The sequence below is a fragment of the Pseudomonas sp. AM14(2022) genome, assembly GCF_036346455.1.
GTDB classification, from domain to species: Bacteria; Pseudomonadota; Gammaproteobacteria; order Pseudomonadales; family Pseudomonadaceae; genus Aquipseudomonas; species Aquipseudomonas putida_A.
In genome coordinates, this window is the sequence record NZ_JAOTNY010000030.1 from 1 (window position 1) to 18,516 (window position 18,516).

At 60.8% G+C, this 18,516-nt stretch carries 15 protein-coding genes; 3 read left to right on the forward strand and 12 right to left on the reverse strand.

What is annotated here, in order from left to right:
- Positions 1-33: 33 nt before the first annotated feature.
- The 3 genes from V3W27_RS27730 to V3W27_RS27740 all read right to left on the reverse strand — a co-directional run bounded on the left by V3W27_RS27730 (position 34) and on the right by V3W27_RS27740 (position 3,253).
- Entirely contained in the window at positions 34-987 is a 954-nt protein-coding gene (locus V3W27_RS27730; protein WP_003221371.1) for an adenosine deaminase, read from the reverse strand.
- Positions 988-1,069: 82 nt separating this feature from the next.
- Positions 1,070-2,035 (reverse strand): 2-oxoglutarate and iron-dependent oxygenase domain-containing protein, encoded by a 966-nt coding sequence (locus V3W27_RS27735; RefSeq protein ID WP_330208041.1) that lies wholly within the window; start codon positions 2,033-2,035, stop codon positions 1,070-1,072.
- A gap of 144 nt (positions 2,036-2,179) precedes the next feature.
- Positions 2,180-3,253, reverse strand: a complete 1,074-nt coding sequence (locus V3W27_RS27740; protein WP_210556602.1) for a BMP family ABC transporter substrate-binding protein — start codon at positions 3,251-3,253, stop codon at positions 2,180-2,182.
- A 286-nt stretch (positions 3,254-3,539) separates the two neighbouring features.
- Here V3W27_RS27740 and V3W27_RS27745 point away from each other — a divergent pair, with 286 nt between their 5' ends.
- Positions 3,540-4,631 (forward strand): calcium:proton antiporter, encoded by a 1,092-nt coding sequence (locus V3W27_RS27745; protein ID WP_098967080.1) that lies wholly within the window; start codon positions 3,540-3,542, stop codon positions 4,629-4,631.
- A 124-nt stretch (positions 4,632-4,755) separates the two neighbouring features.
- On the opposite strand, the gene V3W27_RS27750 is transcribed toward V3W27_RS27745, so the two are convergent.
- From V3W27_RS27750 to V3W27_RS27790, 9 genes are all read right to left on the reverse strand, one after another.
- Positions 4,756-6,114, reverse strand: a complete 1,359-nt coding sequence (locus V3W27_RS27750; protein WP_097089943.1) for an 8-oxoguanine deaminase — start codon at positions 6,112-6,114, stop codon at positions 4,756-4,758.
- Between the two features lie 259 nt (positions 6,115-6,373).
- Positions 6,374-7,060, reverse strand: a complete 687-nt coding sequence (locus V3W27_RS27755; RefSeq protein ID WP_041067945.1) for an SDR family oxidoreductase — start codon at positions 7,058-7,060, stop codon at positions 6,374-6,376.
- 248 nt (positions 7,061-7,308) lie between these two features.
- Positions 7,309-8,235 carry an ABC transporter permease gene (locus V3W27_RS27760; protein WP_003221385.1) on the reverse strand — a complete coding sequence of 309 codons (927 nt, stop codon included), beginning with the start codon at positions 8,233-8,235 and terminating at the stop codon, positions 7,309-7,311.
- Positions 8,235-9,341, reverse strand: coding sequence for an ABC transporter permease (locus V3W27_RS27765; protein ID WP_097089944.1), 1,107 nt, complete (start codon positions 9,339-9,341; stop codon positions 8,235-8,237). The genes V3W27_RS27760 and V3W27_RS27765 overlap by 1 nt, the downstream gene beginning before the upstream one ends.
- Before the next feature lie 14 nt (positions 9,342-9,355).
- The gene (locus V3W27_RS27770) at positions 9,356-10,903 is read right to left on the reverse strand and encodes an ABC transporter ATP-binding protein (RefSeq protein WP_139053428.1); all 1,548 of its coding nucleotides are present in this window, start codon (positions 10,901-10,903) and stop codon (positions 9,356-9,358) included.
- 606 nt (positions 10,904-11,509) lie between these two features.
- The gene (locus V3W27_RS27775; protein ID WP_330208042.1) at positions 11,510-12,091 is read right to left on the reverse strand and encodes an IMPACT family protein; all 582 of its coding nucleotides are present in this window, start codon (positions 12,089-12,091) and stop codon (positions 11,510-11,512) included.
- Positions 12,092-12,098: 7 nt separating this feature from the next.
- Positions 12,099-12,749, reverse strand: coding sequence for a TetR/AcrR family transcriptional regulator (locus V3W27_RS27780; protein WP_027613646.1), 651 nt, complete (start codon positions 12,747-12,749; stop codon positions 12,099-12,101).
- A gap of 87 nt (positions 12,750-12,836) precedes the next feature.
- The gene (locus V3W27_RS27785; RefSeq protein ID WP_330208043.1) at positions 12,837-14,225 is read right to left on the reverse strand and encodes a uracil-xanthine permease family protein; all 1,389 of its coding nucleotides are present in this window, start codon (positions 14,223-14,225) and stop codon (positions 12,837-12,839) included.
- Between the two features lie 122 nt (positions 14,226-14,347).
- Complete coding sequence (locus V3W27_RS27790) at positions 14,348-15,268, reverse strand: LysR family transcriptional regulator (RefSeq protein ID WP_095138239.1); 921 nt, start codon at positions 15,266-15,268, stop codon at positions 14,348-14,350.
- A gap of 138 nt (positions 15,269-15,406) precedes the next feature.
- Here V3W27_RS27790 and V3W27_RS27795 point away from each other — a divergent pair, with 138 nt between their 5' ends.
- Both V3W27_RS27795 and V3W27_RS27800 read left to right on the forward strand, forming a co-directional pair.
- A complete protein-coding gene (locus V3W27_RS27795; protein ID WP_183783552.1) occupies positions 15,407-16,756 on the forward strand; it encodes an aspartate aminotransferase family protein in 1,350 nt (449 codons plus the stop codon).
- A gap of 76 nt (positions 16,757-16,832) precedes the next feature.
- Positions 16,833-18,326, forward strand: a complete 1,494-nt coding sequence (locus V3W27_RS27800) for a CoA-acylating methylmalonate-semialdehyde dehydrogenase (protein ID WP_027613649.1) — start codon at positions 16,833-16,835, stop codon at positions 18,324-18,326.
- Positions 18,327-18,516 lie beyond the last annotated feature (190 nt).

The following is an 18,516-nucleotide window of genomic DNA, read 5'->3' on the forward strand; positions in this document are numbered from 1 at the left end:
CAAGCCCGCTCCCACAGAGGATTTGCTTTGTACTTACGGTTTTACCAGACGCGCATCCAGGCTGTTCTGCGCCAGGCGCTTGGCCTGATCCTGGGTCATGCCCAGGTGTTCATGCAGCGCATGGAAGTTCTCGGTGACGTAGCCGCCGAAGTACGCCGGGTCATCGGAGTTGACGGTGACCTTCACCCCACGCTCTAGCATGTCGAGGATGTTGTGCTGCGACATGTGATCGAACACGCAGAGCTTGGTGTTCGACAGCGGGCACACGGTCAACGGGATCTGCTCGTCGATGATCCGCTGCATCAGGCGCTCGTCTTCGATGGCGCGTACGCCATGGTCGATACGCTGGATCTTCAGCAGGTCGATGGCTTCCCAGATGTACTCCGGCGGGCCTTCTTCACCGGCGTGGGCGACGGTCAGGAAACCCTCGTGGCGGGCGCGGTCGAACACACGCTGGAACTTGCTTGGCGGGTGACCCATCTCGGAGCTGTCGAGACCGACGGCGACAAACGCATCACGGAACGGCAGCGCCTGATCGAGGGTTTTCTGTGCTTCGTCTTCGCTCAGGTGGCGCAGGAAGCTCAGGATCAAACCGCTGGTGATGCCCAGTTGCTGTTCGCCATCCTTGAGTGCCGCGGCGATGCCGTTGAGTACCACTTCGAACGGGATGCCACGGTCGGTGTGGGTCTGCGGATCGAAGAACGGTTCGGTGTGAATCACGTTCTGCGCTTTGCAGCGCAGCAGGTAGGCCCAGGTCAGGTCGTAGAAGTCCTGCGAGGTGCGCAGCACGTCGGCGCCCTGGTAATACAGGTCGAGGAATTCCTGCAGGTTGTTGAAGGCGTAGGCCTTGCGCAGGGTTTCGACATCGCTCCACGGCAGGGCGATCTTGTTGCGTTCGGCCAGGGCGAACAGCAACTCAGGCTCCAGCGAGCCTTCCAGATGCAGGTGCAGTTCGGCCTTGGGCAGGGCGTTGAGCCAATCGTACATATTCTTTTCTCATCAGGTGCAGATGGCGGCCATTCTACAGATGCGCGCCGAAACAATTGGCAAAACCTGACCAAGCGATCCATCACACCGCTTGCGGCTCGCGCCGATAGGCGTAGGTATCAGCGAAGCGCGACAGCAGGAATTCGGCGCATGTAGTGGTCGGATATTTCGCCGGATGCTGTGCGTCCTGGCAACCGGGCAGGCATTCGATGCGGGTGTCCGGGTGCGGCTCGGCGAAGAACGGCATCGAATAGCGATCCACCCCCAGCGGGCTGATCACCCGGTGCGGGGTCGAGCGATAACGGTCGTTGCTCCAGCGCGCCATCATGTCGCCGAGGTTGACCACGAAGGTGCCGTCAATCGGTGGCGCGTCGATCCATTCACCGTTGATGTTCTTCACTTGCAGGCCGCCGGCGCTGTCCTGGTAGAGCAGGGTGATGCAGCCGTAATCGGTGTGCGCTCCGGCGCCTTGCTGTTCGGCGCTGCTGGCGGTGTGGCGTGGTGGGTAGTGGATCAGCCGCAGCACGCTGACCGGCTCAACGAAGCGCGAATCGAAGAAGTCGCGTTCGATCCCCAGCGCAATCGTCATCGCCCGCAGCAGAGTTTGCGCGAGCGCCTGCATGTCGAGGTAATGCTGCTCCAGCAGCGTTTCCCAACCGGCTATTGGCGGATGACGATTCGGCCCGCGCAGCGGTTTTTCCGCGAGCACCTCGGGATGATCCGCCGGCAAGTGCAGGCCCATGTCGAAGGTTTCCTTGAGGTCGCTGGGTTTGTCCGGGTCGAGCTGTTCGGTGGCGATGGCGCCGTAGCCGCGATGGTGGCGGGTCTGGGTGATGTCGATCCTGAGTTTTTCTTCGGTCGGTTGCGCAAAAAAACGCTGGGCGTGGTCGAGCAGCGAGTCGATGCGCTGTGCGGAAATCGGGTGGCCCTTGATGTAGAAAAAGCCCCATTCGCGGCAGGCCTGGTCGATCTGTGCGGCGACGGCGGGCCAGGCGTTTTGGTCGTTGGTGTAGAGCGGTGAGATGTCGATGATCGGGAGCTGATCCATACACAATCCTTGAGAACACTGAAGATCCAAATGTGGGAGCGGGCTTGCTCGCGAAGGGGCCGTGTCAGTCAATACATGCGTTGGCTGATACACCGCTTTCGCGAGCAAGCCCGCTCCCACAGGGGAATGGTGGTGGGGCCGGAATTACTTCGGCATCTCTGCCTTCATCCCTTCCACGTAATAGTTCATCGACGCCAATTCGGCATTGGTTGCGCTCACCCCAGCAGGGATCTTCTCCACGCCGGCCTGATCCTTGATCGGCCCGGTGAACGGTTGCAACTTACCGCTCTTGATGTCGGCAATGATCTGCTCGGCCTCGGCTTTCACCGGTGCCGGAACCAGATCGCTGATCGGCAGTTCAACCGTGCCTTCCTTCAGCCCGCCCCAGTAGTCCTGGGATTTCCAGCTGTGGTCGATCACGCTCTGGGTCGCCTGAATGTAGTGCGGTGCCCAGTCGTTGACGATCGAAGTCAGCACCGCTTTCGGGCCGAAGTGCGCCATGTCCGAGGCGTAACCCACGGCGTACACGCCACGCCGTTCGGCGGCCTGAATCGGCGCCGGGCTGTCGGTGTGCTGGAACACTACGTCCACACCCTGATCGATCAGGGCGTTGGCGGCGTCGGCTTCCTTGCCCGGGTCGAACCACGAGTTGACCCACACCACTTTGATCTCGGTGCCGGGGTTGTACTTGTTCAGCGCCAGCTGGATGGCGTTGATGTCGCGGATCACTTCCGGAATCGGGAACGAGGCGACGTAACCGACCTTCTTGCTCTTGGTCATCTTCGCCGCGAGGAAGCCGCCGACGTAACGACCCTCGTAGGTGCGCGCGAGATAGGTGCCGAGGTTCTTGTCCTGCTTGTAGCCGGTGGCGTGTTCGAAGGTGACCTTGGGAAACTGTTTGGCGACTTTCAGCGTCGGGTTCATGTAGCCGAAGGAGGTGGTGAAGATCAGGTCGTAGTTGTCCTTGGCCATGTTGCGGATCACCCGCTCGGCGTCGGCGCCCTCGGCCACGTTCTCGACGTAATTGGTGCTGATCTGCGCGCCGAATTTCTCCGCCAGCGCTTTGCGCCCCTGTTCATGCTGATACGTCCAGCCGTGGTCGCCAATCGGGCCGATGTAGACGAAACCGACCTTCAGCGGATCGGCAGCGCTGGCGCTCAGGCTGATCCCCAGGCCGATGGCGGCGCACAGCAGTTTGTGCAGCGGACGTATTTGCATGAATTGGAGCTCCATTTTGTTGTGTGTGGTCAGGGGCAATGCAAATTGCTGACCAACAGGACAACAAACAATCCGAAACCGAGGTGCGGCCTTCGCGAGCAAGCCCGCTCCCACAGGGAAACGCGATCAAATGTGGGAGCGAGCCTGCTCGCGAAGAGGCCGGCAAGGCCGATAAAAGTGCATGCCTGAACCAGCTGCCATCCACTGGTGCGCTAAGGTGTAACGAAACGTTAGCGCCGCGCCGCAGTCAGTAGCTCATTCGAATCTCTCGGCAAAAAGGCCCGCCATGCTCACGATCCTCAAGCAAGAAAGCTTTCTGCTGCTGGCGGTGATTGCCGCGTGCATCGCTTATCCGCTGGAACACTGGATGCTCCACAGCGGGCAGATCGTCGCGCTGGTCTGCGGTCTGGTGCTGATCGCCTTCATCGTCGCCGCGTCGATGCGCGTCGCCCATCATGCCGAACTGCTCGCAGAAAAAGTCGGCGACCCCTACGGCACGATGATCCTGACCCTCGCTGCGGTGCTGGTGGAAGTGGTGATCCTGGCGATCATGATGAGCAACGAGGCGTCCGCCACGCTGGTGCGGGACACGATCTATTCGGCGGTGATGCTCGACATCAACGGCATCCTCGGCCTCGCCGCGTTGATGGGCGGGCTCAAGCACGGCGAGCAGTCGTACAACGATGATTCGGCACGCAGCTACAGCGTGATGATTCTCACCGCCATGGGCGTATCGATGGTGGTGCCGGAGTTTATTCCGGCGGCCAACTGGAAGATTTATTCAGCGTTCACCATCGGTGCGATGGTGGTGCTTTACGCGCTGTTCCTGCGCATGCAGGTCGGGCCGCACAGTTACTTTTTCAGCTACAGCTACCCGGATAAACGCCGCAAGAAAGAGCCGGTGGAAGATGAACCGAAACCGCTGAGCCTGACCTGGTCGATCGGCATTCTGGTGTTCGGCGTGGTGGTGATCGGCGCTCTGGCCGAAGTGATGTCCAAGACCCTCGATCTGGGCCTGGAAGGTACCGGTGCACCGCCGGTGATCACGGCGATTCTGGTGGCGGCGATTTCCGCGGCGCCGGAGATTCTGACGGCGTTGCGTGCCGCGTTGGCCAACCGCATGCAATCGGTGGTGAACATTGCGATGGGCGCGTCACTGTCGACGGTGATCCTCACCGTGCCGGTGATGGAAGCGATGGCGCTGTACACCGGTCAGCCGTTTCAGATGGCGATGACCCCGGTGCAGACGGTGATGATCTTCATCACGCTGATTGTCAGTGCGATCAACCTGAATGACGGCGAGACCAATGCCATCGAAGGCATGACTCACTTTGTGCTGTTTGCGACGTTTATCATGCTGTCCCTGCTCGGCCTTTAAGGACCTACACAAATCCAAATGTGGGAGCGGGCTTGCTCGCGAAGGCGGTGTATCAGGCAGCTTGAAACTGCATGACACACCGCCTTCGCGAGCAAGCCCGCTCCCACAGGGTTTAGTGTTGGGTTCAGGTGCCGGCGATCAACTGCCGAGCCGCCTGGCTGTGATCGGCGATCAGGCCTTTGAGATCAAGCCCTTCAACCTGGCCGTCCACCACCCGCCACTTGCCGCCAATCATCACTCGATCCGCACGATCGGCACCGCACAACAGCAGCGCCGAAATCGGATCATGGCTGCCCGAGAAACGCAGCTCATCGAGCTTGAACAACGCCAGATCCGCCTGCTTGCCCAGCGCCAGTTCACCAATGTCGGTACGTCCCAACAGGCTCGCCGAGCCTTTGGTTGCCCAGCCGAGCACGCGTTCCGGGGTGATCTTCTCGGCGCCGTAACGCAGACGCTGGATGTACAACGCCTGCCGCGCTTCGAGAATCATGTTCGACGCGTCGTTCGAGGCCGAACCGTCCACGCCCAGACCGAACAACGCACCAGCATCGGTCAGATCGATGCTCGGGCAGATGCCGGAGGCCAGACGCATGTTCGAACTCGGGCAATGGCAGATACCGGTGCCGGCCTGGCCGAGGCGAGCGATTTCATCCGGGTTGAAGTGGATGCCATGGGCCAGCCAGGTGCGTGGGCCGAGCCAGCCGACGCTGTCCAGATAATCCACGGTGCGCAGGCCGAAACGTTGCAGGCAGAAATCCTCTTCGTCGAGGGTTTCCGCCAAGTGCGTGTGCAGGCGCACGTCGAGTTTATTCGCCAGTTCGGCGCTGGCCGACATGATTTCCGGGGTCACCGAAAAGGGCGAGCAAGGCGCCAGAGCGATCTGGATCTGCGCACCATCGCCGCGCTCGTGGTACTCGTGAATCAGGCGCTGGCTGTCGTCGAGAATCACCTGACCTTCCTGCACGGTCTGCTGCGGCGGCAGGCCGCCGTCCTTCTCGCCGAGGCTCATCGAACCGCGTGTGAGCATGGCGCGCATGCCCAGTTCACGCACGGTGTCGACTTGCACGTCGATGGCGTTTTCCAGACCGTCCGGGAACAGGTAGTGGTGGTCGGCGGCGGTGGTGCAACCTGACAGCAGCAGTTCAGCCAAAGCCACTTTCGTCGCGAGGGCGAGTTTTTCCGGGGTCAGCCGTGCCCACACCGGGTACAGGGTTTTCAGCCACGGGAACAACGGCTGATTGACCACCGGCGCCCAGGCGCGAGTCAGGGTTTGATAGAAGTGGTGATGGGTGTTGATCAGGCCCGGCAGGATCACATGCTCGCGGGCATCGAACACTTCGTTGCACGGCGCGGACGGTTGCTGACCGGCCGCCAGCACTTCGACGATCACGCCGTCTTGCAGCACCAGACCGCCACGGGCATCAAGCGCGTTGGCCGTGAAAATGGCGAGGGGGTTTTTTAACCAGGTACGGGTCGCAGGCATTGTGGCCGGCTCCTCTGAAAGTGGGGTTCAGGGTTGCCAGCTCAGTGTTGCCCTGTCTGCTGATCCAGGGTCGCCGCGAAGGACGAGGTGCGGAGTTTCAAACAAATCGCCGGATCGGGCAAGCCCAACCCGACAGGACACCACCATCCCCTTGTAGGAGTGAGCCTGCTCGCGATAGCGGTCTTTCATTCAATATCATCGGTGACGGACACACTGCGATCGCGAGCAGGCTCACTCCTACAGGGAAGATCTGTGGTGCTTACCAGGGAATGGTTTCACCCTTGTAGTTGATGAAGTGATGCCCGCCCTTGCCGGTGTACGCATTCACCTGATCAATCAGCCCGCGAGTGCTGGTCTCCACATCGAGGTCAGCGCCTTCACCGCCCATATCCGTCTTCACCCAGCCCGGATGCAGCGACAGCACGGTGAGTTTCTGTTCGCCCAACTGGGTGACAAAACTGTTGGTCATCGAATTCAGCGCGGCCTTGCTCGCCTTGTACAGCGCCAGCTCCGGGGCGTCGGGTACGGTGACGCTGCCCAGGCCGGAACTCATGAACGCCAGCACGCCGCTGCCATCGCGGATCTGCCCGACGAAGCGTTGCGCCAGGTTGATCGGCGCCACGGCGTTGGTGAAAAACAGTTGCCCGACTTCGGCCAGTGTCGCGCCACCCGGGGTTTGCACCTCCGGACCTTTGACCCCGGCGTTGACGAACAGCAGGTCGAAGGTCTCGCCCTTGAGCTGCTGGCTCAGGGCGATCACCGCTTGCTGGTCGTCCATGTCGAGTTTCTCGATCCGCACCTTGCCCAGCGCTTGCAGCGCCTCGGCCTTTTGCGGATTGCGCACGGTAGCGGTCACTTGCCAGCCGTCGGCCAGCAGGGTTTTCACCAGCCCGAGGCCCAAGCCGCGGGAGGCGCCGATGATCAGTGCGTGTTTTGCCTGGGACATGACGGAATTCCTTGAAAGTTACGGTTCACGGATTCAATGGACACGCCTGACCGAGTCGTTGTTGCAACGCTCGTCGCAGCACATCGAGCCGGGTCTCAAAAGAGCTGTTGAGCCCGGAGCATACTCCAGGCTTTAGCGCGGTTGCTTGTCAAATTTCCCAGGACGCTCAGCGGTGTTCGCAAATCAGGTACACAACACCACACTGTGGGAGCGGGCTTGCTCGCGAAGAGGCCGGCAGGGTCATCGCTTTAATGCCCCGCCTGCCACGGCTGCCCCAACGACACCGGCGCATACAACCGGGTACGAACGGCATCCCGTGACAACAGCACCAACACCACAATCGTCGCCACATACGGCAGCATCGCCAGCAGACTCGACGGAATCGCCAGCCCCAAGCCCTGCGCCACCAGATGCAGGATGCTGGCGAGGCCAAACAGATAAGCCCCGAGCAACAAGCGCCACACCCGCCAACTGGCAAACACCACCAGCGCCAAGGCAATCCAGCCGCGTCCGGCGGTCATGTTCTCGGCCCACATCGGCGTGTACGCCAGCGACAGATAGGCCCCGGCCAAACCGGCCATCGCCCCGCCGAACAGCACCGCCAGCGTGCGCACGGTCAGCACCGGCAGGCCCATCGCACTGGCCGCGTCCGGGTTCTCACCAACGGCCTGAATGATCAGCCCGACACGGCTTTTGATGATCACCCAAGCCACCAGCGCAAACAGCGCGAACGACAGGTACACCAGCAAGTCCTGAGCAAACAGCATGCGCCCGATCAGCGGAATCTCACTCAAGTACGGAATCGCCAACGGCTCGAATCCGGCCAACGGCTTGCCGACCCACGCTGCACCGACAAAGGTCGACAGGCCCACGCCGAAGATCGTCAGCGCCAGCCCGGTCGCTACCTGATTGGCATTGAACACCAGCGCCACCAGGGCAAACAGCGATGACAACAACATTCCCGCGAGCATCGCCAACAACACGCCGAGCCACAAGTTGCCGCTGTTAAGGGCGACGATAAAACCGATCACCGCGCCAAACAGCATCATTCCTTCCTGGCCGAGGTTGAGCACGCCGCTCTTTTCGCAGATCAACTCACCCAGCGCCACCAACAACAGCGGCGTGCCGCAACGCACCATGGCGTAGAAAATATTGCTCAGCAGGTCGATATCCATCACAGCGCTCCGGCGGTTACGGCGGTGGTCGATGCGCGCCGTGTCCAGCGCAGTTTCAGGCGTGGCCGATAAAGAATCAGCACGTCGCAGGCCAGCAGGAAAAACAGCATCATTCCCTGAAACAGTTGGGTGATGGCTTGCGGCAGATTGAGGGTCATTTGCGCGCTTTCACCGCCGATGTACAGCAGCGCCATCAGCAGGCTGGAGAACAGAATCCCGATCGGGTTCAACCGCCCGAGAAACGCCACGGTGATTGCTGCATAGCCATAGCCCGGCGAGACTTGCGGCACCAATTGCCCGATCGGCCCGGTCACTTCGCAAACCCCGGCGAGCCCGGCCAAACCACCGCTGATCAACAGCGCGAGCCAGATCAGATGCTTCTCGCGAAAGCCGACAAAACCTGCGGCACGTTTATCCAGACCGAGCACTTTGATCTGGAAACCGACGAAGCTTTTCTGCAACAACACCCACACCGCAACCAGTGCGAGCAAAGCGAAATACACCCCGGCGTGCACTCGGCCATCCTCCATCAGCAGCGGCAGGCGACTGGCGTCGCCGAACATCGCCGACTCGGGAAAGTTGTAGCCGGCCGGATCCTTCAGCGGCCCGTGCACGCAGAACAGCAACAGGTTCAGCGCGATGTAATTGAGCATGATGCTGGTGAGGATTTCATTGGCGTTGAAGCGCGTGCGCAGCCATGCCGTCAGCCCGGCCCAAGCGGCGCCGGCGAAGGTGCCGGTGAGTAGAATCAGCACCAGCGCCCAACGGCTTTGCAGGTCGATGATGTTCACCGCCAAGGCACTGCCGGCGAGTGCACCGAGCAGTAACTGGCCTTCGGCGCCGATGTTCCAGATTCGCGCTTGATAAGCCACCGCCAAGCCTAATGCGCAGAGCAGAATCGGCAGCGCCTTGACCAGCAGTTCGGAGACGCCATACAGATCGCTGACCGGAGCGATCAACAGCGTGTGCAAGGTTTGCAGCGGATCATGCCCCAGGGCGATGAACAGCAGCGAGCCGCAACCGAGGGTCAGCAGCGCCGCCAGCAATGGCGAGCACCACAGCATCAGGCGCGATTGCTGGCCACGGGGTTCGAGGGAAAGCAGCATGTTGGGAAACTCCGTCAGGCCGTGGCCGATGAATGCGTGGGGTTGATGTGCCCGGCCATCCAGCCGCCGACATCGCTCAGCAGGGTGTCGGTGGTGTTCTGCAGCGGCGACAGACGCCCGGCGCACAGGGCGCCGAGGCGGTCGCTGATCTGGAACAGTTCGTCGAGGTCTTCGGAGATCACCAGGATCGCCGCGCCGGCATCGCGCAGGGCAATCAGCGCGCGGTGAATGGTCGCCGCTGCGCCAACGTCCACGCCCCAGGTCGGGTGCGCCGCGATCAGCAGTTTCGGTTGCTGGAGGATTTCCCGGCCGAGGATAAATTTCTGCAGATTGCCGCCGGACAGGCTGCGCGCGGCCGCGTGAGTGCCCGGGGTTTTCACCCCGAAGCGCTGAATGATCTGTTGGGCGAGGGCTTCGACTTTGCTGCGCTCGATCAAACCGTTGCTCACCAGCCCCTGTTGAAAGGCCGTGAGCAAGGCGTTGTCGGCAAGGCTCAGTTCCGGCACTGCGCCGTGGCCCAGGCGTTCTGCCGGGACGAACGCCAGACCGAGTTGGCGCCGCGCATCCGGGCGCAAATCGGCGACCGCTTGCCCGGCGAAACGAATCGTTGTCGCGCCGTCGCGGGGCAGTGTTTGTTCACCGCTGAGCAGGGCGAGCAACTCATCCTGGCCATTGCCCGCGACCCCGGCGATGCCGACGATTTCGCCGCCGCGCACTTGCAGATTGATGTCGCTCAACGAGCAGCCGAAGGGATCGGGGTTGTGCCAGCTCAAGCCGTTGACCTGTAGAAAGTCCGCGCCGCCACTGACCTTCGGGTATTCGCCGATCAACGCCGCCGCTTCGCCAACCATCATCTGCGCCAATTGCTGATCCGAGCATTCGGCCGGCCGGCAATGCCCGGCGACCCGCCCGCCGCGCAAGACCGTGGCGCTATGGCACAGCGCGCGCACTTCCGCGAGCTTGTGGCTGATAAACAGAATGCTGCAGCCCTCGGCGGCGAGGCGGCGCAGGGTGATGAACAGTTCGTCGGCCTCTTGTGGCGTCAGCACCGACGTCGGCTCGTCGAGGATCAGCAGGCGAATGTCCTGCATCAGGCAACGAATGATCTCCACCCGTTGCCGCTCGCCAATTGACAGGCTGTGGACAAGTCGCTCCGGCTCCAGCGCCATGCCGTAGCGGCGCGACACTTCGCGAATTTTCGGCTCAAGCTGTTTCGGCGTACCGGCCTCGGCGCCCATTGCCAGAGCAATGTTCTGCGCGACGCTGAGGGTTTCGAACAGCGAGAAATGCTGGAACACCATGCCGATCCCCAACTGCCGGGCCTGCGCCGGGTTGCGAATATTTACTCGCTGACCCTGCCAGAGCATTTCCCCCGTATCGGCCTGGGTCACGCCGTAGATGATCTTCATCAAGGTACTTTTGCCCGCGCCGTTCTCACCGAGCAGCGCGTGGATTTCCCCGGGCGCGATGCACAGGTCGATGGCGTCATTGGCCAGGCAACCGGGGTAGCGTTTGCTGATCTGGCGCAGTTGCAGGCGCGGCGTTGAATCTGGGCTTGGCATGACAGGCTCGACTGACTTGGAGTTGTGCCTGTGGATAAAGCAATTTCCTGGCCATTGAGTCAGGAACGCCCGCCGTAACTGTTGCCGCGTGCCGGCGGCAGAGCTTCGCGCTGAAAAACGCAGTGGGAGCGGGCACCAATTCAGCGCAAAGCCGTTGATCCGGCTCCACTTTTGCACCGTGACGAACTGGTTAAAAAACGAGCAGCCGGGTCGAAGCTATACAGAACCTGCTACTGCGCCAGCCATGAACGGCTTATCCACAGGTTGTTCCACAGTATTTGTGCGCAATTGGAAATCCTCGGCATAAGCGCTGCGGTGCTATCTCCCAATGGTGATAAACAGCGCTAACTATCTGTTTTTACGTGGGATTTCTCTTTTTTCATGCGCAATGGACGAAAAGTGAGCAAATCGCGCAAAGCCACGTGACAGAAGGGTTACAGCCATATGTGCTCAGGTTATCCACAGTCGGGTGCACAGCAGATGTGGGCAAGTTGCTGGAATAAAGAAATCCGTCCACGCCCTAAAAGATCGCAGCCTTCGGCAGCTCCTACAGGGAGAGCACATTTTCAATGTAGGAGCTGCGGCACGCTGCGATCTTTTGCTCTTCTAACGCTGCAGCACAATCCGCCCCCGACTCAAATCCGCCAGCTGCGTTTGCAGCAACTCGATCTGCGCCTCACCCACCGCCAACTGCAACTCAACGCCATTGGCGGTGAAGTTTTCTTCCACCACCAGACCACCCAGATCCGCCACCCGCAGCTTCACCAGCGCCAACTCGGCAAAGCCGCAGGCGCAACTGAGCGGTACCCGGCTGATCAACTCGACTTTTGCCGCCGCTTGCAGGCACTTGTTCGCGCCGCCGCCATAGGCTCGGGCCAAACCGCCGGTGCCCAGTTGAATGCCGCCATACCAGCGGATCACCAGCACCGCGACCTGATCGCAATCCTGCGCTTCGATGGCCGCCAGAATCGGCCGTCCGGCGGTGCCGCCGGGTTCGCCGTCGTCGTTGCTGTGGTATTGCGCACCGAGTTTCCACGCCCAGCAGTTGTGCGAGGCATTCAAGTCGCTGTGTTGTTCGAAGAACGCCTGCGCGTCGGCGGGGCTGGCGATCGGCGCGGCGACGGTGATGAAGCGGCTTTTGCGAATCTCTTCGCGGTACTCGCAAAAACCGCTGAGGGTGAAAGGCATAAACGTCTTAAATAGTCGGGGTGAGGCCGCAGCCTTTGAGAATGATGCGGATCAGGTTGTTGCCGGCGTCTTCCATGTCCTGCTTGGTCAGCTTGCTGCGACCGCTGACGCGGCAGATCTGCGTGGCGAAGTCGGCGTAATGCTGGGTGCTGCCCCACAGCAGGAAAATCAGGTGCACCGGATCCACCGGGTCCATCTTGCCGGCATCGATCCAGGCCTGGAACACGGCTGCGCGGCCCTGGAACCAGGCGCGGTAATCCTGGTTGAAATACTCGGTCAGGCATTCGCCACCGCTGATCACTTCCATCGCAAAGATCCGCGAGGCTTGCGGTTGGCGGCGGGAGAATTCCATCTTGGCGCGAATGTAGCGGGTCAGCGCTTCGGCCGGATCATCCTCGGCGGTCAGGGTGTTGAAGGTGCTGTCCCACAGCTCGATGATGTTGCTCAGCACCGCCACGTACAACCCAAGCTTGTTGGTGAAGTAGTAATGCAGGTTCGCCTTGGGCAACCCGGCATTCTGCGCGATGGTGTTCATGCTGGTGCCTTTGTAACCGTGACGGGCGAACTCGTCTTCGGCGGCTTTGAGGATGGTCTCTTCGTTCTTCTGACGAATGCGGCTGGCGGGTTTGCCGCCGTGAGCAGGGACTTCAAAGGTCATAGGCACTTCCGGTTTGTCTGTGGGTGCAACCAGTTGCGTTGATAGCGCACCCACAGGCATCCGACAAGTGCTGATGCAATAAAACCGTTACGCCTGTTCGATCTTGTTCAGCGCTGCGGCGGATTCGACGCGGGTAGTTTTCGCCTCCGGCAGCAACAGGCACAGGATGATCGCGGTCAGGCCACCGCTGGTGATCGCCGAATCGAACAGGTTTTGCACCAGTTTCGGCAACAGATGCAGAAGGTTCGGTTGCGCGGCAATGCCCAGGCCGACGCCGAGCGAGGTGGCGATGATCAGCATGCTGCGTCGGTCCAGCGGCGACTGCGCGAGGATCCGAACACCGGCTGCCGCCACGCTGCCGAACATCACCAGGGTGGCGCCGCCGAGCACCGGTTTGGGGATCTGCTGCAGCACCGCGCCGATCATGGGGAACAGGCCAAGACAAAACAGAATCGCGCCGATGTACAGCCCGACATAGCGGCTGGCCACGCCGGTCAACTGGATCACGCCGTTGTTCTGCGCAAACGTGGTGTTGGGGAAGGCGCTGAAAGTGGCCGCGATCATGCAGCTCACGCCGTCACCGAGCACGCCGCCGCGCAGTCGGCTTATATAAGAGGGGCCGCTGATCGGCTGGCGGGCGAGCATGCAGTTGGCGGTGAGGTCGCCGACGGTTTCGATGGTGCTGATCAGATAAATCAGCGCGACCGGCAGGAAAGCCGTCCAGTCGAAGCTGAAACCAAACTTGAACGGTGCAGGAAGACTCACCAGCGGCAGGTCAGGCAATGCCTGCGGAACCAGTTTCCCGCTGAACCACGCGGCCAGACTGCCAAGCAGCAGTCCGATAATGATGGCCGACAGCCGCACCCACGGCGTGTTCGAGCGGTTGAGCAGGATGATCGTCAGCAACACGAACACCCCCAGCGCCAGATTGCCCGGCGCGCCGAAGTCCGACGCATTGAATCCACCGCCCAGATCGGTGATGCCGACCTTGATCAGACTGACGCCGATCAGGGTGATGACGATCCCGGTCACTAGCGGCGTAACAACCCGGCGTAATTGACCGATGAAACGGCTGAGGACGATCTGCACCACCGCGCCGAAAAAGCACACGCCGAAGATCATCGCCAGAATGTCCTCCGGGCTGCCGCCACGCTGCTTGACCAGAAACCCGGCCGACAGCACCGCGCCGAGAAAGGCGAAACTGGTGCCCTGCAAACAGATCATCCCGGCGCCGATGCCGAACGGCCGCCGCGCCTGAATAAAGGTGCCGACCCCGGAAACCATCAGCGCCATGCTGATCAGGTACGGCAAGTGTGCGGTCAGGCCGAGGGCCGAGCCGATCACCAGCGGCGGGGTGATGATGCCAACGAAACTGGCGAGCACGTGTTGCAGGGCGGCGAGGATCGCGGCGGGTGGTTTTGGGCGGTCGTCGAGGCCGTAGATCAGGTCGCTGGACGGTTCAGAATCTGGCTGCATGGCTTAAGGCTTCTTGTTGAAGGATCGGGGTTGATCCTGCTTTGCAAAAAGCTGTCCACTTGCTCAGGTTATTCAGTGATTTTGTGGTTGAAAACCCGATCTGTCGGGCCTTGCAGAATTTTTCAACGCGTCGCCGCCAGACTCTCCAGAAAACTTTCCAGCACCAAATGAGGGCGCCGCCCCTTGCGCGTGACCGATGCCAGACTCAAATCATAAAAACGTGTCGTCGATTTCAGCGCACGCAAGCGACCTTGCTGCACCCACAGGCTGGCGTAATGATCCGGCAGGTAACCGATATAACGCCCGGTCAAAATCAGGAACGCCATGCCCTCACGGTCAGACGCACTGGCGGTGCAGTTGAGTGCCTGGTAATGCGCCTGAATCTCCGCCGGCAAACGAAAGGTCGGGGCAATCGCATCCTGGCTGTTCAGGCGTTCGTCATCCAGTTGCTTGTCATCGACATAGAACAGCGGGTGGCCGACCGCGCAATAAAGCAGCGAGCGTTCGCTGTACAACGGCTGATATTCCAGCCCCGACAGTGCGCTGGCCTGCGGCACCACGCCGACATGCAGGCGGCCATCGAGTACGCCTTGCTCGACTTCATTGGGCGCGATCATACGAATCTGGATCTGCACGTCCGGCCCGCGCTCCTTCAGCTGGGCGAGGGCATGGGTGATGCGCATGTGGGGCAGGGTGACGAGGTTGTCGGTCAGGCCGATGATCAGTTCGCCGCGCAGGTGCTGGTGCAGGCCATTGACCTCGGTGCGGAAACTTTCCAGCGCACTTAACAGTTGCAGCGCTGACTGATAAACCTCGCGGCCCTCTTCGGTCAGCGAGAACCCGGCGCGGCCGCGTTGGCACAAACGCAGGCCAAGGCGCTGTTCGAGATCGCTCATCTGCTGGCTGATCGCCGAGCGCCCGATGCCGAGCACGGTTTCCGCCGCCGAGAAGCCGCCGCACTCCACCACGCTGCGGAAAATCCGCAGCAGGCGAATATCAAAATCACTGACCTGGGCCAGCGGATCGGCGCGGCGGCTGCTCATTTTATTGTTCTCAATGTTTAGCAAAGTTCTAACTGAAGGTTAGAAGAGTTGAATTTCACCGACTTTATCCCCGTGGCAACTTAGCTGCAACAACGCTTTTTATCTCCCTGATGCTTATGCCCTGCGAGGTTTTGCCCGATGAACATGCCTGAAAACGCGCCGTCGCCACTGGCCAGCCAACTGAAGCTGGACGCGCACTGGATGCCGTACACCGCCAACCGCAACTTCCAGCGCGACCCGCGTCTGATCGTGGGTGCCGAAGGCAGCTGGCTGTTCGATGACAAGGGCCGCAAGATCTACGATTCGCTGTCCGGTCTGTGGACTTGCGGCGCCGGGCACACCCGCAAGGAAATCCAGGAAGCGGTATCCAGACAACTGGGCACCCTCGATTACTCGCCAGGCTTTCAGTACGGTCATCCGCTGTCATTCCAGTTGGCCGAGAAAATCACTGAGCTGACTCCGGGTAATCTGAACCACGTGTTCTTCACCGACTCCGGCTCCGAGTGCGCCGACACTGCGGTGAAGATGGTTCGTGCCTACTGGCGCCTGAAAGGTCAATCAACCAAGACCAAAATGATCGGCCGTGCGCGTGGCTACCACGGTGTGAACATCGCCGGTACCAGCCTTGGCGGCGTCAACGGCAACCGTAAACTGTTCGGTCAGGCGATGATGGATGTCGATCACCTGCCGCACACGCTGCTGGCCAGCAACGCATTCTCCCGTGGCATGCCGGAGCAGGGCGGTATCGCTCTGGCCGATGAGCTGCTGAAGTTGATCGAACTGCACGACGCGTCGAACATCGCGGCGGTCTTCGTTGAACCGATGGCCGGTTCCGCTGGCGTACTGGTTCCGCCTCAGGGTTACCTGAAGCGTCTGCGCGAGATCTGCGATCAGCACAACATCCTGCTGGTATTCGACGAAGTGATTACCGGCTTCGGCCGCACCGGTTCGATGTTCGGCGCCGAGAGCTTTGGCGTGACCCCGGACCTGATGTGCATCGCCAAGCAAGTCACCAACGGCGCGATTCCGATGGGCGCAGTGATTGCCAGCTCCGAGATCTACCAGACCTTCATGAATCAGCCGACTCCGGAATACGCGGTGGAATTCCCCCACGGCTACACCTACTCGGCCCACCCGGTGGCGTGCGCCGCTGGCCTGGCGGCACTCGACCTGCTGCAAAAGGAAAACCTGGTGCAGAGCGTGGCCGAGGTTGCACCGCATTTCGAAAATGCCCTGCACGGTCTGAAAGGTTCGAAGAACGTCATCGACATCCGTAACTACGGCCTGGCCGGTGCGATCCAGATTGCCCATCGTGATGGCGACGCCATCGTGCGTCCGTTCGAAGCGGGCATGGCCCTGTGGAAAGCCGGGTTCTACGTGCGCTTCGGCGGCGACACCCTGCAGTTCGGCCCAACTTTCAACAGCAAGCCGCAAGACCTCGATCGTCTGTTCGACGCGGTTGGCGAAGTGCTGAACAAGCTCGACTGATTTTTCCCTCTATATATACCTGCGAATAACAGGCGCCCCATGTGGGCGTCTGTACACAAGAATTCAGGAGTTTTCGATGAGCGTTATCCCGCATTTGATCAATGGCGAACTGGTGACCGAGAACGGTCGCGCGGTTGATGTGTTCAACCCGTCCACCGGTCAGGCGATCCACAAGCTGCCGCTGGCCACCCGCGAAACCATTCAACACGCGATCGACGCCGCCAAGGCTGCGTTCCCGGCATGGCGCAACACCCCTCCGGCCAAGCGTGCCCAGGTGATGTTCCGCTTCAAGCAACTGCTGGAGCAGAACGAAGCACGCATCTCGCAATTGATCAGCGAAGAACACGGCAAGACCCTCGAAGACGCCGCCGGTGAACTGAAGCGCGGTATCGAGAACGTCGAGTTCGCCTGCGCCGCCCCGGAAATCCTCAAGGGCGAATACAGCCGCAACGTCGGCCCGAACATCGACGCCTGGTCGGACTTCCAGCCACTGGGTGTGGTTGCAGGTATCACGCCATTCAACTTCCCGGCGATGGTGCCACTGTGGATGTACCCACTGGCGATCGTCTGCGGCAACTGCTTTATCCTAAAACCGTCCGAGCGTGACCCAAGCTCGACGCTGCTGATCGCTCAATTGCTGATCGAAGCCGGTCTGCCGAAAGGCGTGCTGAGCGTGGTGCATGGCGACAAGACTGCAGTGGACGCGCTGATTGAAGCGCCGGAAGTCAAAGCGCTGAGCTTTGTTGGTTCGACGCCGATTGCCGAATACATCTACGCCGAAGGTACCAAGCGCGGTAAACGCGTTCAGGCACTGGGCGGTGCGAAGAACCATGCGGTGCTGATGCCGGATGCGGATCTGGACAACGCAGTCAGCGCGCTGATGGGCGCGGCCTATGGTTCTTGCGGTGAGCGCTGCATGGCGATTTCGGTCGCAGTGTGTGTCGGCGATCAGGTAGCGGATGCGCTGGTGGCGAAACTGGTTCCACAGATCAAGGCGCTGAAAATCGGTGCCGGCACTTCGTGCGGTCTCGACATGGGCCCACTGGTAACCGGTCAGGCGCGGGACAAGGTCAGCGGCTATGTCGATGACGGTGTGGCAGCGGGCGCGACCTTGGTCGTCGATGGTCGCGGCTTGAGCATTCCGGGTAACGAAGAGGGCTTCTTCCTCGGCGGCTGCCTGTTCGACAACGTTACCCCTGAAATGCGCATCTATAAGGAAGAGATCTTCGGGCCGGTGTTGTGCGTGGTTCGGGTCAACAGCCTGGAAGAGGCGATGAAGCTGATCAACGATCACGAATACGGTAACGGCACCTGCATCTTTACCCGTGATGGTGAAGCGGCGCGTCTGTTCTGCGACGAAATTGAAGTCGGCATGGTCGGCGTCAACGTACCGCTGCCGGTTCCTGTGGCTTACCACAGCTTCGGCGGCTGGAAGCGCTCGCTGTTCGGCGACCTGCATGCCTATGGCCCGGATGGTGTGCGCTTCTATACCCGTCGCAAGGCCATCACTCAGCGTTGGCCGCAGCGTGCGAGCCATGAGGCTTCGCAGTTTGCTTTCCCTAGCTTGTAAGTAGCAGGGCATGACGAAGGCCGACCTCTAGAGGTCGGCCTTCGTGTTTTCGTGTTTTTTTGACCGATATGACAGAAATGTGAAAAAAGCGGTTGACGGCAGATTCTGGAAGTCTATAATTCGCCCCACTTCCGGCGCAGTCGAAACGTAAAACTCCTTGAGATTCAACGAGTTACGCAGTTTTCGACAG

Coding starts and splice junctions, on each gene's coding strand:
- V3W27_RS27750 (WP_097089943.1), bottom strand. CDS start 6,114: ATGCCTGCGACCCGTACCTGGTTAAAAAACCCCCTCGCCATTTTCACG.
- V3W27_RS27760 (WP_003221385.1), bottom strand. CDS start 8,235: ATGGATATCGACCTGCTGAGCAATATTTTCTACGCCATGGTGCGTTGC.
- V3W27_RS27730 (WP_003221371.1), bottom strand. CDS start 987: ATGTACGATTGGCTCAACGCCCTGCCCAAGGCCGAACTGCACCTGCAT.
- V3W27_RS27735 (WP_330208041.1), bottom strand. CDS start 2,035: ATGGATCAGCTCCCGATCATCGACATCTCACCGCTCTACACCAACGAC.
- V3W27_RS27770 (WP_139053428.1), bottom strand. CDS start 10,903: ATGCCAAGCCCAGATTCAACGCCGCGCCTGCAACTGCGCCAGATCAGC.
- V3W27_RS27740 (WP_210556602.1), bottom strand. CDS start 3,253: ATGCAAATACGTCCGCTGCACAAACTGCTGTGCGCCGCCATCGGCCTG.
- V3W27_RS27790 (WP_095138239.1), bottom strand. CDS start 15,268: ATGAGCAGCCGCCGCGCCGATCCGCTGGCCCAGGTCAGTGATTTTGAT.
- V3W27_RS27800 (WP_027613649.1), top strand. CDS start 16,833: ATGAGCGTTATCCCGCATTTGATCAATGGCGAACTGGTGACCGAGAAC.
- V3W27_RS27780 (WP_027613646.1), bottom strand. CDS start 12,749: ATGACCTTTGAAGTCCCTGCTCACGGCGGCAAACCCGCCAGCCGCATT.
- V3W27_RS27745 (WP_098967080.1), top strand. CDS start 3,540: ATGCTCACGATCCTCAAGCAAGAAAGCTTTCTGCTGCTGGCGGTGATT.
- V3W27_RS27765 (WP_097089944.1), bottom strand. CDS start 9,341: ATGCTGCTTTCCCTCGAACCCCGTGGCCAGCAATCGCGCCTGATGCTG.
- V3W27_RS27795 (WP_183783552.1), top strand. CDS start 15,407: ATGAACATGCCTGAAAACGCGCCGTCGCCACTGGCCAGCCAACTGAAG.
- V3W27_RS27775 (WP_330208042.1), bottom strand. CDS start 12,091: ATGCCTTTCACCCTCAGCGGTTTTTGCGAGTACCGCGAAGAGATTCGC.
- V3W27_RS27785 (WP_330208043.1), bottom strand. CDS start 14,225: ATGCAGCCAGATTCTGAACCGTCCAGCGACCTGATCTACGGCCTCGAC.
- V3W27_RS27755 (WP_041067945.1), bottom strand. CDS start 7,060: ATGTCCCAGGCAAAACACGCACTGATCATCGGCGCCTCCCGCGGCTTG.